11 protein-coding genes are annotated in these 15,274 nt (G+C 36.0%); 10 read left to right on the top strand and 1 reads right to left on the bottom strand.

Features of this window, described 5'->3' with window-relative positions:
- Nucleotides 1-103: 103 nt before the first annotated feature.
- The 9 genes from AA0X95_RS20270 (at nt 104) to AA0X95_RS20230 (ending at nt 11,842) form a co-directional block, all read left to right on the top strand.
- Nucleotides 104-1,075 (top strand): SIS domain-containing protein, encoded by a 972-nt coding sequence (locus AA0X95_RS20270; protein ID WP_413301015.1) that lies wholly within the window; start codon nt 104-106, stop codon nt 1,073-1,075.
- A gap of 359 nt (nt 1,076-1,434) precedes the next feature.
- Nucleotides 1,435-3,501 (top strand): hydantoinase/oxoprolinase family protein, encoded by a 2,067-nt coding sequence (locus tag AA0X95_RS20265; protein WP_413301013.1) that lies wholly within the window; start codon nt 1,435-1,437, stop codon nt 3,499-3,501.
- A gap of 3 nt (nt 3,502-3,504) precedes the next feature.
- Entirely contained in the window at nt 3,505-5,256 is a 1,752-nt protein-coding gene (locus tag AA0X95_RS20260) for a hydantoinase B/oxoprolinase family protein (protein WP_413301011.1), read from the top strand.
- Between the two features lie 198 nt (nt 5,257-5,454).
- Nucleotides 5,455-6,429 carry an ABC transporter ATP-binding protein gene (locus AA0X95_RS20255; protein ID WP_413301009.1) on the top strand — a complete coding sequence of 325 codons (975 nt, stop codon included), beginning with the start codon at nt 5,455-5,457 and terminating at the stop codon, nt 6,427-6,429.
- A gap of 7 nt (nt 6,430-6,436) precedes the next feature.
- A complete protein-coding gene (locus tag AA0X95_RS20250; protein ID WP_413301007.1) occupies nt 6,437-7,435 on the top strand; it encodes an ABC transporter ATP-binding protein in 999 nt (332 codons plus the stop codon).
- Nucleotides 7,436-7,461: 26 nt separating this feature from the next.
- Nucleotides 7,462-8,406, top strand: a complete 945-nt coding sequence (locus tag AA0X95_RS20245; RefSeq protein WP_413301005.1) for an ABC transporter permease — start codon at nt 7,462-7,464, stop codon at nt 8,404-8,406.
- 33 nt (nt 8,407-8,439) lie between these two features.
- Nucleotides 8,440-9,267, top strand: a complete 828-nt coding sequence (locus AA0X95_RS20240; RefSeq protein WP_413301003.1) for an ABC transporter permease — start codon at nt 8,440-8,442, stop codon at nt 9,265-9,267.
- Between the two features lie 44 nt (nt 9,268-9,311).
- Nucleotides 9,312-10,895 (top strand): ABC transporter substrate-binding protein, encoded by a 1,584-nt coding sequence (locus AA0X95_RS20235; protein ID WP_413301001.1) that lies wholly within the window; start codon nt 9,312-9,314, stop codon nt 10,893-10,895.
- 116 nt (nt 10,896-11,011) lie between these two features.
- Complete coding sequence (locus AA0X95_RS20230; protein ID WP_413300999.1) at nt 11,012-11,842, top strand: PfkB family carbohydrate kinase; 831 nt, start codon at nt 11,012-11,014, stop codon at nt 11,840-11,842.
- Between the two features lie 596 nt (nt 11,843-12,438).
- Here AA0X95_RS20230 and AA0X95_RS20225 read toward each other — a convergent pair.
- Nucleotides 12,439-13,356, bottom strand: a complete 918-nt coding sequence (locus tag AA0X95_RS20225) for a LysR substrate-binding domain-containing protein (protein ID WP_413300997.1) — start codon at nt 13,354-13,356, stop codon at nt 12,439-12,441.
- 299 nt (nt 13,357-13,655) lie between these two features.
- Here AA0X95_RS20225 and AA0X95_RS20220 point away from each other — a divergent pair, with 299 nt between their 5' ends.
- Nucleotides 13,656-15,266 (top strand): long-chain fatty acid--CoA ligase, encoded by a 1,611-nt coding sequence (locus tag AA0X95_RS20220; protein ID WP_413300995.1) that lies wholly within the window; start codon nt 13,656-13,658, stop codon nt 15,264-15,266.
- Nucleotides 15,267-15,274 lie beyond the last annotated feature (8 nt).

Raw genomic sequence — 15,274 nt, 5'->3', positions numbered from 1 at the left:
TTATAAATTTTTAAAAAATTAGTTGAAAATCATATTAAGGATGATATTATATTGTTATGTACTAATTAAATACAATATAAGACAAATAAAAAGGAGAGTTAGAATGGAAATAAAATCGATTATTAGTGAAATTAAACAAAAGGTTGATGTGGCAGGAGGATTAAAAACAGTATATTTTGTAGCTTGTGGGGGGTCGCAGGCAGCTATTTATCCAGCAAAGTATTTATTGCAGAGTGAAGGGAAGAATATTGCAACTGCAATCTATAACAGTAATGAATTTGTTCATGCTACTCCAGCAGCATTAAATGAACAGTCTATTTGTATTATTTGTTCTTTAAATGCTACACCAGAAACAGTGGAAGCTGTAAAACTGGCAAACAAGAAGGGAGCACTTACAATTGCAATGACGGGGTCGCCTGATACTCTAATGGCACAGAATGGGCAATATAAAGTTATTTATTCAAATGGGGATAATCAGGTTTACTCAAAAGCAAATCAGGCTCTAGCATTAAAAGTAGTCTTTGAAATTCTTCATCAGTTTGAACATTATGCAAACTATCAAGCTGCAATGGATGCTTTTGATAAAATTGATGGAATTGTTGATTCTGCAAAGGAAACTTTATTACCAAAAGCTAACAAATTTGCTCAGGAATTTAAAAGTGATAATGTTTTTTATGTTTTGGGGAGTGGTCCACTTTACGGTACTGCATATACAATGGCTTGCTGTCACTTTATGGAAATGCAATGGAAGCATGCGATTGCCTTGAATTCAGGTGAATACTTCCATGGTCCATTTGAAACAACCGATAAAGAAACACCAATTGTTTTGTTAAAGAGTGTTGGTCGGACTCGTCCAATGGATGAAAGAGCAGAAACCTTTATAAAGGAATATGCAGAACGATATGTAATTCTTGATGCTGAAGAGATAGGGTTAAACCTCATTGATTCTAGTGTTGCAGAATTTTTTAACTCTGTCGTAATGATTCCTATTGAAAGGTATTTTGTATATCAAATGTCACTTCTTACAAATCATTCCATGGATAAACGCAGGTATATGTGGAAGGTAGCCTATTAATAATTGAATTCACTTTTCGGAAAATTCTCGGCCTCGATAATAGAGGCCATTTCATAATTATAATTGAAAGAATTATTTTTTAGTAGACTATCATTTTAAAATAGAAGTGTTGTTCAAAGAATGTTTTTCTAGTAAAGGGCAGATAAATTATTGGTATAGAAAATTTCAAATCCGTTATCTTATTAAATTCTCTAGCAATTGTAAGTATTTACAGGGATTAAATATTGATTTTTCAGAATATTAACGTTGACAAAACTATTATAATGTTATATTTTTTCGTAAAATGGATAATAAATGCATTACATATTTTTGATTTAGTAGATAAGAAGTAAATGACTTTGTAATAAGGAGGAAACTGTATGAGCTACATGGTTGGGGTGGATGTTGGTGGAACCTTTACAGATGTTACACTAGTTAATAGCAGAACTGGGAAAATAAAAAACCATAAAGTATCTTCAACTCCAGACGATCCTTCCCGTGCAATTATGAAAGGGATAAGAGATATTCTAGAAATGAATGATATTGCCGTTGAAGATGTACATTATTTAGCGCATGGTACGACTGTAGCAACGAATGCTTTAATTGAACGGAAGGGTGCAGTTACTGGCCTTATTGTAACTGAGGGATTCCGAGATTTACTAGAAATAGGACGGCAGACACGTCCAAGCTTATATAATTTCTTTGATGAAAAACCAGAACCAATTATACCAGGTAGTTTGAGATTTGAAGCAAGTGAGCGACTACAAGCCAATGGTAATGTTTATAAACCGATAGATGAAGAAAGTCTACACAAAGTAATAGATTCATTGAAGGAAAAAGGTGTCAAATCGGTTGCAGTTTGTTTCCTTTTTTCCTATTTGAATCCGGAACATGAAAAAAAAGCAGTAAAAACGATAAGAGAGCGTTTCCCTGAAGCTTATGTATCCGCTTCACATGAGATTGTCCCTGAGTTCCGTGAATACTCTAGGTTAAGTACTACAGCATTAAATGCTTACTTAGGACCTGTTATGAAGAATTACATGGAGAACTTTTTAAGTTCAGTAAAGGAATATGGTATTCCGGCCGAACCATATATTACTCAGTCAAATGGCGGAATTATTTCTATTAATGAATCTGTCTCTTCGCCATTACGTACAGCTGTATCTGGTCCAGCTGCAGGAGTAGTTGCAGCAAAGAATCTTGCAGAACTTACTGGGTATAAAAATATGATAACCTTTGACATGGGAGGAACATCTGCAGATTTCAGCTTAATAGAAAATGGAGAACCAAAGATTTCTATGGAAAGAGAGGTTGAAGGGTTCCCCGCCCGTATTCCAATGCTGGATATTCATGCGTGTGGGGCTGGTGGAGGTTCCATTGCTTATATTGACAACGGTGGGGCTTTGAAGGTCGGACCTGAAAGTGCTGGTTCTTTACCTGGACCTGCTTCGTATGGACGAGGCGGCACAAGACCTACTGTTACAGACGCTAATTTACTATTAGGCCGGTTGAATCCTAAAGAAATATTAGGTGGCAGGATGGCTGTAGATAAAGAAGCTGCAGAACGGTCAATAAAAGAACACATTTGTGAGAAATCCACTCTTTCACTAGTAGAAGCAACTGCTGGAATTATCTCGGTTGTAAATGCCAATATGTCTAGAGCAATCCGTCTAATTTCAATTCAAAAGGGACATGATCCAAGAGATTTTACACTTGTCTCATTCGGAGGAGCAGGTGGTCTGCATTGCAGCGCACTTGCAAAAGAACTGAATATTCCAAGAGTCCTAATTCCTCCTTCACCTGGAACTTTTTGTTCACTAGGCTTATTGGTTACAGATGTTCGAACGGATTATGTTCGATCTTCTTTACAGGAAGCATCACCTGAGAGTATGGATATAGTTGATGGTCACTTTGAGGAATTAAAAGAAGAGGGGAATAAATTACTCGATAAAGAGAATATCCCGGAATCGAAACGTAAATATGAATTGGTTATTGATATGAGGTTTAAAGGGCAAAACTATGAAATTCCAATTCCGGTAGAGTGGAATGAATTGAACCCTTTCGGTTTTGCTTCCCTTAGTCAAAGATTTCAGGAACAACATGAAAAGATTTATGGATATGCAAAAAAAGACGGTGTTTTAGAATTCGTGAACTACAGATTAACAGCTGTTGGTGAATTACCAAAGGCAGTATTTGAAAAAACGGAGCTAACCTCAGATGTTGCTTTAGCTAGAAACACTCGTCAGGTTTACTTTACAGAGGTTGAGGAACCAGGATTTTATGAAACTAAAATATTTGCTCGTGAAGACCTTAAGCCTGGGAATAAAGTTCAAGGCCCATTAATTGTCGAACAAATGGATACCACGATTTTGGTTCTACCCGAACAAACAATTATAGTAGATGAATATGGCAACCTGATTATAAATACGTTCGGTGAGGAGGATTAAAAAGTGAATAATAAAGTAGATCCAATTACTTTGGAGATTGTCGGGAACCTACTGCTTTCAGTTGCTGAAGAGATGGGTATAACTCTGGTAAAAACAGCCTTTTCTACTAATATTAAAGAACGTAAAGATTGTTCAACAGCGGTCTTTGATGCAAAGGGTAATATGACAGCGCAAGCTGAATATGTTCCCATGCATTTAGGGTCTATGCTTGATGTTGTAAATCAAGTGTTAAAAAGATATTCAGTCGATTCAATTCAGCCAGGGGATATGTTCGTTACAAATGATCCATACTCGGGTGGAGGAACACATTTGCCTGATATTACAATGGTTGCACCTGTATTTGTAGAGCAAAAGTTGGTAGGATTTGTGGCAAATATTGCTCATCACTCAGATATTGGCGGAATGGTTCCAGGAAGTGTTTCACCTGATTCAACGACTATTTACCAAGAAGGTTTACGAATTCCTCTTGTTAAAATTTGCACCAATGGTGAAGTTGTAAGAGAGAGTTATGATTTTATTACATTAAATACAAGAACTCCCTTGGAAAGGCAAGGAGACCTGGATGCACAAATTGCATCTAATAAAGCTGGAGTTAGAAGATTGCAAGATGTAGTCCAAAAATATGGGGTTTCTTATTTTGAGACATGTACTGATTCATTATTAGATTATGCTGAAGAATTAATGAGAGCGGGAATTCGTTCTTTGCCAGACGGATCCTATACATTTGAGGACTATTTAGATGATGCAGGAACACATTCGCAGGACCCCGTCCTAATTAAAGCAAAAATTACGATTGAAGATAGCAATGCAATTGTAGATTTTGAAGGAACTAGCCCTCAGGTGTCGGGTCCACTAAATATGGTTTATTCAGGCTTAGTGACTACAATATTTTATTGCTTTAAAGCGATTGCGGGTCAAAATGTTTTCTCTAACCAAGGAATCTATCGTCCATTAGAGGTAAGGGCTCCAAAGGGATCAATTGTTAATTGTACCTTACCTGTGCCTGTAGGACAGAGGATTGATACTTCACAACGTGTTGTTGATGTAGTTCTTGGTGCATTATCAAAAGTTTCCCCAGACCGTGTCCTGGCGGCTTGTAATAGTGTTGTAACTTCTGCTATTTTTTCAGGGACTAATCCTAATACGGATAATTACTTCGTTTATCTAGAGACTATTGCCGGTGGGTCAGGTGCACATGCATTTGGAGATGGACTTAGTGGTGTTCAGGTTCACATGACGAATACATCAAACCTCCCAGTTGAAGCCCTAGAAAGGGAATATCCTATTTTAATAGAAAGATATGCCCTAAGGAAGGATTCTGGAGGTGCTGGATTACACCGTGGAGGATTAGGAATTCAACGGGATTATAGAATCTTAACCAATGGAATTTCCTATACTGGTCTGGGAGACCGACACAAATTTGCACCATGGGGTATTAATGGTGGAAAAAAAGGAAGTCCGGGGATTTTCTCTTATATTAAAAAAGGAAAAGAGCAGATTAAACTTAGTTCGAAAGTATCTGAGTTACCTTTAAACACGGGTGATGTTATTAGTGTAAGTTCCCCTGGGTCAGGAGGCTTTGGTTCTCCATATGAAAGAAATCCGGAATTAGTATTATTTGATGTAATTGACCAAAAGGTGTCAGTAGAAAAAGCGTTAGAAGATTATGGAGTAAAGATTCTATGTATTAATGGGAATTATTCCATTGATATCCATGAAACTAATAGTATTAGGCTAGGCTTAGTCCGAAAATAGGAATCAGATACTAGCGCTATCTACAGAGAGAGTAGTAGATACCTGTAGGTAGCGCTTTTTTAATGAATTTGTTATAACAAAGTATAATTTTGGACTTAATTTTCAAAAAATATTGAACATTTGGTCAATATGACCTATAATATATTTATAACAACTTAATACCATTAAAACTGTTTTTAAGGTTAAGGAGGGATGTTTATGGGGGATGCACTACTTGAAATAAAAGGTCTTTCTACTGTTTTTAATACAGATTTCGGTGTTTTTCCTGCCATAAAGGATGTTAATTTATCCCTAAAAAAAGGTGAAACATTATGTGTTGTAGGTGAGAGTGGTAGTGGTAAAACAATTACTTCCATGTCACTTATGCAGCTTCTGCCTTCTTCTGGGAAAATAGCATCGGGGGAAATTATTTTTCAAGATAAAGATTTAGTGAAACTAAATAGGAAAGAAATGAACAAAATCAGGGGAAAATCCATTTCAATGATATTCCAGGATCCAATGTCAGCTCTTGACCCTGTGTATACATGTGGTAGCCAAATAACGGAAGCCATTAAGATACATCAGGAGGTTTCAAAAGAAGAAGCTAATGATAAGGCAATCAAACTATTAAAACAAGTTGGAATCCCTCATCCTGAAACTATATTCCACACCTTTCCACATGAGCTTTCAGGAGGTATGTGCCAGAGGGTCATGATTGCTATGGCACTATCGTGTAATCCACAATTATTAATTGCTGATGAGCCTACGACTGCTCTAGATGTCACAGTGCAAGCAAGAATATTAGATTTATTAAACAGGATTAAGAGAGAATTTAATATGGCAATTTTATTAATTACTCATGACTTAGGTGTAGTTGCGGAAATGGCAGACCGTGTTGCGGTCATGTATGCAGGTCAAATAGTTGAAGAAGCGGATGTAATGACTATCTTTAAAAAGCCTAAACACCCTTATACAAAAGGATTAATAAAGTCAGTCCCTCCACTACATCAAAAAGATAAAACACTCTATAGCATTCCAGGTTCAGTACCGACAATAAATTCAATGCCAAAAGGCTGCAGGTTTCACCCACGATGTTCCTTTGCAACAGATGTATGTATTGAAAAGGAACCAGACTTGCGAAACATTAATAATTTACATACGGTGAAATGTTGGCATATTAATGAAGGAGTGTGAGGAGACGTTGAAAAGCAACACTCTTTTAGAGGTCAGAAATGTAAAAAAATATTTCCCGGTTAAAGACAAAAATCTATTTTCCTCTCAGAAACATTATGTTCAGGCTGTTAATGATGTCAGTTTTACAATTAATGAAGGTGAGACCTTTGGTCTTGTCGGAGAATCTGGCTGTGGAAAAAGCACCCTGGCACGGTTAATAATGGGATTAATAAAAGCTGACAGCGGTGAAATTAACTTTCAAGGCAAAAACTTTCTGGATTTACATGGGAAAGAACTAAGGAAAAGTAGAAAGCAAATGCAAATGGTTTTTCAAAAACCATATGAATCTTTGAATCCCAAAATGACAGTAGGCCAGATTATCAGTGCACCGTTTGATATACATGGTGTGTATAACAAAAAAGAACGAATCCAAAAAGTGAAAGAATTACTTGAAATGGTTGGATTAAGTCAGCAATATATAAATCGATATCCTCATGAATTTTCAGGAGGACAAAGACAGAGAATCGGGATTGCTCGTGCTATTGCACTGCACCCTAAATTAGTTATTTGTGATGAAGCAGTTTCTGCATTAGACGTTTCTATTCAATCTCAAATATTGAATCTTTTAAATGACTTACAAAAAGAATTTAAATTAACCTATTTATTTATCTCACATGATTTATCAGTGGTAAAGCATGTGAGTGATAAAATCGGTGTTATGTATTTAGGGGAATTAGTGGAGGTAGGAGATTCTGAAACTATTTACAATAACCCAAAGCATCCCTATACACAGGCTTTACTTTCAGCCATTCCAATACCTGATCCTACTTATAAGAAGGAGCAGATAATCCTTGAAGGAGATCTTCCTAGTCCAATCAATCCGCCGAGCGGCTGCCGGTTAAGTACTAGATGTCCTTATGCAATACCAGTTTGTAAAGAAATGAAACCAGCACTTGATCCCTTGGATACAAACCATAGTGCAGCATGCCATCTATTATCCAATTCGAAACTACAAAAAATCAATTAAAAATCTTAACGTTGGGAGGTGAGATTTTGCTTCGTTTTGTATCAAAAAACATTGGAGTAGCAGCAATCCAGATTTTCATTGTCTCTACACTAGTCTTTTTGCTTCTTCGTTTAATGCCAGGTGATCCTGCAGTTTTAGTATTAGGAACAGAAAGAGGAGCAGATCCTGCTGCGGTTGAAGCGATGCGTGCAACACTAGGACTAGATCAACCTATACTGAAACAGTATGTGGGGTGGATAACAGATATCCTGAGGCTGGATTTTGGACATTCTCTATTCAACAACATTGATGTTACTACATATTTGGCTGAAAGACTACCCAAGACATTAGAGTTAGCAGTTGTAGCGATTTTTATCGGGTCTTTTATTGGAATTTTTTTGGGTATTATTGCAGCAATAAAACGTGGGGGCTTTGTAGATATGCTTGTCTCATCCATTGCCGCAGCTGGCTTGTCCTTTCCGGTATATGTAACAGGGACAGCATTTATTTTATTAATAAGTTTGAAATTACAGTTGCTTCCAGCTAGTGGATATACAGACTTTACGGAAAATCCTGTGGTACATTTTCAAAAGCTATTGCTCCCTTCCATTACGGTTGCTTTGCCATTAGCTGCCTCAATTGCTAGAATGACAAGATCATCTATGCTTGAGGTTTTAGGTAAAGACTTTGTTCAGACATTACGAGCAAAAGGCTTGGCTGAAAAAGTTGTGATTTATAAACATGTTCTAAGAAACGCAATTATTTCTGTCATTACCGTAATAGGTTTAGAGTTAGCGAATTTAATAGGTGGAACGGTGTTAATTGAATTCCTTTTCAATTGGCCTGGGATTAGTACTTTGTTGGTAGATGCAATTAATAATCGTAACTATCCAATTATTCAAGGTTCTATTATTGTGATTGCTGCTTTTTACATTTTAATCAATAGAGTTGTAGAAATTATTTATGGTTTAATGGATCCGAGAACCCGATAGCAAAATTCATTTTTTCGGAAAGAAGGTAGAAAGTTGATTCGGAAATTTTTACATCACAAGACATTTTTAATCAGTTTTATCATACTTCTTCCAATAATAATAATATCGCTAATAGGACCCTGGATTGCTCCCGATGATCCACTTGCAATTGATCAGCTACATGTACTTAAAAGTACTACACCTGGGCATCCATTAGGAACCGATGAATTTGGAAGAGATATCCTAAGTCGTTTGATTTTGGGCATTCGTCCTACCATACTGGTGGCATTTGGTTCAACTCTTATCGCATTTTTAGGCGGGGTAACATTAGGGTTAATAGCTGGATATACCCGTGGGCTAACGGAAAAGGCCATAATGAGAGCTATCGATATAGTATTATGTTTTCCACCGATTTTATTGGCCTTAATGGTGGTAGGCTTTTGGGGTTCAGGAGTAAGAAATTTAATTATTATTATTGGAGTACTATACATCCCTCGATTTGCGCGGATTACCCACTCCGCAACCCTGCAAGTGAAAAATTTGGAATATGTACAAAGTGAACTTTCAGTGGGGGCTTCTCATTTCCGAGTGATAACAAAGGTAATACTGCCAAATATTATGTCTCCGATAATTATCCAAATCAGTTTAACAATAGCTGCTGCTATTTTATTAGAATCTGGGTTAAGTTTCTTAGGATTAGGAGTTGTACCGCCAGAACCATCTTGGGGACAAATGATTGGTGATGCGCGCGGTTATATTTATAACAATCCAATGTATGTCCTTTGGCCATCACTATGTTTAGGTGTCACTATGCTTGCTATTAATTTAATGGGAGACAGCTTTAGAGATATCTTAGACCCAAGACTAAAGAATAAGCAGTAAAAGCTATGGTATCTGTTTCAAAAATATAATAAAGGAGTGAAAGTATGGCTAAGAGATTAATAGTATTGTTTATGTTATTGTTTGGATTAGTTGGCTTATTGGGAGCTTGCTCAAATAAAGAGAGTGGAACATCAGACAAGGGCAACGGAAGTACAGAAGGAGAGAAATCTGGAGGTTCTCTAACCTTTGGATTGGCTGCAGAACCAACTACAATGGACCCCTATATCCAAAACGGGACTCATGGAAGAACGGTTAAATTAGCTATATATCGTGGCCTTTATAATTACAATGAAAAAGGCGAACTAGAACCAGAACTTGCAGAATCATATACAACAAATGATGATTTAACATCTTATACCTTTAAGCTTCGAGATGCAAAATTTCATAATGGAGACCCAGTTACAGCTGAGGACGTAAAATACACATATGAGCGTATTGTTGCACCAGATAGTAAAGCAACCTTCAAGACAGAACTATCCATAATTAAAGATATAGAAATTGTAGACGATAAAACGATAACTTTTAATCTTTCAGAGCCATCGGCTCCTTTCATTCACTATACTGCCCTACCTGAATCTGTTATTGTTTCGAAGTCCTATACAGAAGCGAATGGTGGCGATATTGCTACCAAACCAATGGGAGCAGGACCGTTTAAGTTTGTTTCTTGGAGTCAAGGAAGTGATATCGTTGTGGAAAAATTTGACGATTATTATAAGAAAGGTAAGCCTTATTTAGACAAAATTAAGTTTCAATTTTATACCGATGAAAATACTCGAGTTAATGCATTACGTGCAGGTGATGTGAATTTAATTGAAAGTGTTCCTTGGAAGGATACTGAATCAATCGGAAAAACAGACAACTTGAAATTGTCCAGTGCGAATGGACCGTTTATGGCTTTACAATTTAATACTAACTTTGAGCCATTTAGTAAACCAAAGGTTAGACAGGCAATTGCATATGCTATAGACCGCAATGTAATCATTAACACTGCTTTCAGTGGCCGAGGAGAACCAATTTACGGAATGGCCATTCTTAAAGGTTATATGGGGTATAATGAAAAATTCACAAATTATTTTAAACATGATGTTAATAAAGCAAAAGAGCTTCTAGCTGAAGCAGGTTATCCAAATGGTTTCAAAGCAAAACTCTTATCCACTTCACAGTATGGAATGCATGAGCAAACAGCAATTGCAGTACAATCTGAGTTGAAGAAAATAGGTATTGATGTTGAATTAGAGTTGCCAGATTGGGCAACAAGAATAAATAAAAATGTTGCAGGGGATTATCAATTCCTAGTTGCTGGGACTTCCGGAGACATAACGGATGGCGATTGGATGAGTAACTTCTATAAAGGTGGACCTGCAAGACTTAACAATTCAGCAAATTTTGATGATGAGCAAATTAATAATTTACTCGAGGAAGGTAAGAAGGAAACTGACCCTAAAAAACGTGAGGAAATTTACGAAAAACTTATTTCAAGAGCAATGGAATTATCACCATTTGTCTATCTGAACTGGAGAGAACAAAGCTATGGTATGCAGAAGAATGTTGATGGGTTTAAAAACCTTGATGGGTTTTTGTCTTTCCAATCTGGTTTAACTTTAGAAGACACATACATCAGTAAATAAATATTAAATCTGAATGAATGGGTGGTGCTTGTCACCACCTAGTATTTTTTTGCCTGGATTTGCACAATAAAGAGTATTTTTGTAGAGATTTATCAAAAAGTCATGGAGTGGATTGTATGAAGTTAGTTGGAATCGGTGATAATGTCGTTGATTTCTATGAAGATCAAGGAACTATTTATCCTGGTGGTAATGCTTTAAATGTTGCTGTAATAAGCAAAAGAAATGGTGCAGAGAAAAACGGATATATTGGGATAATAGGTGATGACTTAGAAGCTGAGCATATTTTGGAAACGTTGTGTCATGAAAATATTGATACAGCAAAAATTCGTAAAATGTACGGTCCCAACGGTAAAGCTTATGTTGCATTAGACGAAAAAGGAGATCGTGTCTTTAAAAAGACAAATCGAGATACGAGGGTCCAGTCAAAAGCAACATTGCAATTGACGGAGGATGATTTACACTATATTGATGAATTTGAAGTCATTCATACTAGTATCAATAGCAATATTGAAAATGAACTACCTAAACTAAGATATAAGCCCGTTTCTTTTGACTTTTCAACTAAAGGTAAGTGGAATAAAGACTATTTAGTTAAGGTTTGCCCATTTATACAATTTGCTTTCTTTTCCGGAACAGGTATGAAGGATCAGGAGATTCATGAATTATTAAAATATGTCCATACTTTTGGTGTTAAAATTGTCATTGTAACTAAAGGAGGAGAGCCAGCTGTTTGTTCTGATGGTAAGAATAAATACCTGCAGCCACCAATTGATATAGAAGTTGTTGACACGATGGGAGCGGGGGATTCATTTATTGCTGGTTTTCTCACATCCTATTTTGATTCCAATGATATTGAAAAAGCTTTAGAAAACGCTGCTGTTTCCGCAGGGAAAACTTGCAAAACTTATGGGGCATTTGGATATGGAAAGAAAATAGAATACTTATAAAATGATTTGGTGTTCAGTGATTTTAGCTGGACACCTTGTTGTACACAAGATTGATAATATTTTATGATTTGAAATAATTCTTTGACTAACAGAACGTAGATTTCTTTCTACGTTTTTTTGTATTTAAATGTTACACTTTCCAGAGATCTGTTGTGATTTTTTTAATCTATATCTTTTGGCAAAGACTATGGAAAAAATGGTGCCGAGTTTGGTGCCCTTTTTAAAAAATTTTATGATATTACAAAACACTCTAAATCATAGAAACCTTATTCTATAGCACTTTATGGGACTTTGTGATACTAGAAATAACATACTGTATAGAACTTCAAAACTGCTTGAGACCTGCGTGCCAGGTCAGGTGGGTTCGATACCCACGCAGTCCCGCCAACTCAATACTATCAAGGGTTCTAGCGAATTCTTTTCTTACATAGACCAGAGGACACTCGGTCTTCTTTTTTTGTTCGGTCCACTTTAAGTACTATTCTTCTTTTCATGCTTCATGGAATCCTATTAAAACAGATTATCTAAGGTGTCTTCCACAAATCCCTCAATGGAATCCATCTGGTGGAATATATATCCATGGCAAAAAACAAATCTTAAGAGTTCGACTTATAAGAATCTAAATTCATCATTGTGTACTTAATGAATTCTCTTTCTACAACAGTGGTGTATTTATTTTTGGGTTGTATACAAATCAAATGTAGAGTTGGCATGTTTATTTTGTCCATATAAGGAATCAGGCGAATGTCTCCTTTTAATATCATAGGGTCTTGTTCCATTAAATCTGTGAAGAAACCCACTGCTAAATTATTTGATATTACATTTTTAATTACATCATCGTTATTGGAATAGAATAAGATCTCTCCTTTCCCGTAATTAGAAAAAATATCCTCCCAAACTTTTTTGGCGAATTTTTCATTTCGAATAATCAACGGGTATTGAAGAATTTCTTCAGTATAAATTACATCCTTGTTTGCTAGGGCTGAGTTTCTACTAACAGTAACCATAAAGTTAGGTTGATAAAGTGAGCGTGACTTTAATAAGCGAGAAACCTCACTAAGAGTTTCCGCCGATCCGAAAATTAAACCAAGATCAATTTGGTGATTTTTTACACTTTCTATAATAGCTTCAGTGCTATTTTCGTTAATTTCAACTTGAACATGAGGAAAATCCTTTTTAAAAGTGTTTAAAGTTTCAGGGAGAAACGTTGAGAAAAAAATAGGAGAGGAAGCTATAGATAAATTGCCTTTTACCTGGTTTGAGTGTTGTCCAATTTCTTTCAGCTCAGTAATTTTATTCATAATTTCATAGGACAATTTTAGTACAGTTTCTCCTGCCTCTGTACAAACGCTTCCAGAACGAGACCGTTTAAAAATAGGTATTCCAAGTTCAGACTCGAGGTTTGTAATAGCTTGACTTATAGCAGAATGAGATACATGTAAGCTTTCAGCTGCTTTAGAGATTGTTCCTTTTTTTGCCACCTCAATAACATATTCAAGCTGCTCAATGTGCATTTTATTTTTCCTCTCCTATTTAAAATTCATTTAACTCTTTCCTTATACTTTTTATGTAATTAAAACTTACAGATATGTAGGTATCATTAACTTTATCTTTATTATCTATTATATTAGACTTTTCTTAATAATCAAAATATATTAGTGGTTTTTAAGGAGGTGGCAACATACTCTAATATTTCTTGAAAAAGAATAAATGAATCTCAACAAGAAATATATATCTGAAAAAATAGTGTCAAGATTCCCTAGTTAACAGGATTTAGGATACATAAAACCTTATAGGGGAAAAGGAGGTAAAAATGAATTCATATCAACTGAATTTAAAGACATTATTAGAAAGATCGGTTAGATGTTTTCCTAACAATGAAATTGTCTCAAGGGAAAAAGATGGGTCCTTATTTCGTTATAAATATGCTCGATTTTATGATAGAGTCCAGAGATTAGCCAATGCTTTAATTTCTTTAGGTATTAATAAAGGTGACAAAATTGCATCGTTTGCATGGAATAATTATAGGCATCTTGAATTGTATTTTGGAATCCCATGTTATGGTGCTGTATTGCATACTGTTAACATTCGATATGGTCAAGCAGAAATTATTCATTCCATTAACCATGCCGAAGATAAAGTTTTATTTTTTGACAAAGATTTACTTCCTACAATTGAAGCAATATCCCATCAGCTACCAAAGGTGAAAGCCTATGTCATTATGGGAAAAAGTATACCAAAAACAACACTATCACCACTTTACTCTTATGAAGAACTTCTTTCCGAAAACAATTCTAACTTCCGTTTTCAAGAATTGGAAGAGAATACACCAGCTACTATTTGCTACACATCCGCCACTACGGGACTTCCTAAAGGAGTAGCATACACTCAGAAGAGTATATACCTACATGCGTTAACCTTATGCCAAACAGATGTGATGGGAATTTCCGAGCATGATCATATCTTACCAATTGTCCCAATGTTCCATGTGAATGCTTGGGGATTACCATATGCTGCTATCGCTACTGGAGCAAAATTAGTACTGCCAGGTGAACGGCCAAAAGCTAGTGATCTTTTGGAACTAATAGAATTAGAGAAAATCACATATGCTGGAGGTGCGGTTACTCTAGGGGTTGATATGATGACAATTCTAGAAGATCGACCTTTTGATTTATCCAGTTTGCGGAAATTCCAACTTGGAGGACAAGCGGTGCCTAAAGCAATAATTGAAAAGTTCCTAAACAAATATGGAGTTCAAATTGTTCAAGGCTTCGGTGCTACGGAAACTTCTCCAATGGTTTCATTTACACGGATTAGACGTGATCAAAAACAATTTAATGACGATGAAAAGATTAACATTTATTCAAGACAAGGAATGTTAATACCTGGTTTAGAGATGAAAATTGTAGATGATTTAGGCGAAGAACTCCCATGGGATGATAAGCATATGGGAGAACTATTAGTGCGTGGGCCATGGATTGCCAGTGAGTATTATAATGACGAGCGGTCAAAAGCGGCTTTTGTTAATGGATGGTGGAGAAGCGGAGATATTGCCTCAATCAATTATGAAGGTTCAATACGTATCGTGGATCGAAATAAAGATGTGATCAAAAGTGGGGGAGAATGGATATCTTCCGTTCAACTTGAGAATGAATTAATGGCTCATCCGACTGTTTTAGAAGCCTGCGTTGTAGCTATTCCTCACGAAAAGTGGCAAGAACGTCCATTAGCTTTCGTGTTACTGAAAAAAGGGATAAATAATCCGAAAATTGAAGTTGACTTGATTGATTGGCTGTCGCTAAAGTTTCCGAAGTGGTGGCTGCCGGATGAAATTAAAATTGTAGATGAAATTCCTAAAAATGCAAATGGCAAATTTAATAAAAATCTATTGCGAAAGACTGCTAGTCGAACTCAACTTACTTAAAGTGAATG

Source organism: Neobacillus phoenicis (assembly GCF_047302305.1).
In the GTDB taxonomy this organism is placed as follows: domain Bacteria; phylum Bacillota; class Bacilli; order Bacillales; family Cytobacillaceae; genus Neobacillus.
This window is presented reverse-complemented; position numbering and strand designations above follow the sequence as displayed.

Coding starts and splice junctions, on each gene's coding strand:
- AA0X95_RS20270 (WP_413301015.1), top strand. CDS start 104: ATGGAAATAAAATCGATTATTAGTGAAATTAAACAAAAGGTTGATGTG.
- AA0X95_RS20265 (WP_413301013.1), top strand. CDS start 1,435: ATGAGCTACATGGTTGGGGTGGATGTTGGTGGAACCTTTACAGATGTT.
- AA0X95_RS20255 (WP_413301009.1), top strand. CDS start 5,455: ATGGGGGATGCACTACTTGAAATAAAAGGTCTTTCTACTGTTTTTAAT.
- AA0X95_RS20235 (WP_413301001.1), top strand. CDS start 9,312: ATGGCTAAGAGATTAATAGTATTGTTTATGTTATTGTTTGGATTAGTT.
- AA0X95_RS20230 (WP_413300999.1), top strand. CDS start 11,012: ATGAAGTTAGTTGGAATCGGTGATAATGTCGTTGATTTCTATGAAGAT.
- AA0X95_RS20225 (WP_413300997.1), bottom strand. CDS start 13,356: ATGCACATTGAGCAGCTTGAATATGTTATTGAGGTGGCAAAAAAAGGA.
- AA0X95_RS20220 (WP_413300995.1), top strand. CDS start 13,656: ATGAATTCATATCAACTGAATTTAAAGACATTATTAGAAAGATCGGTT.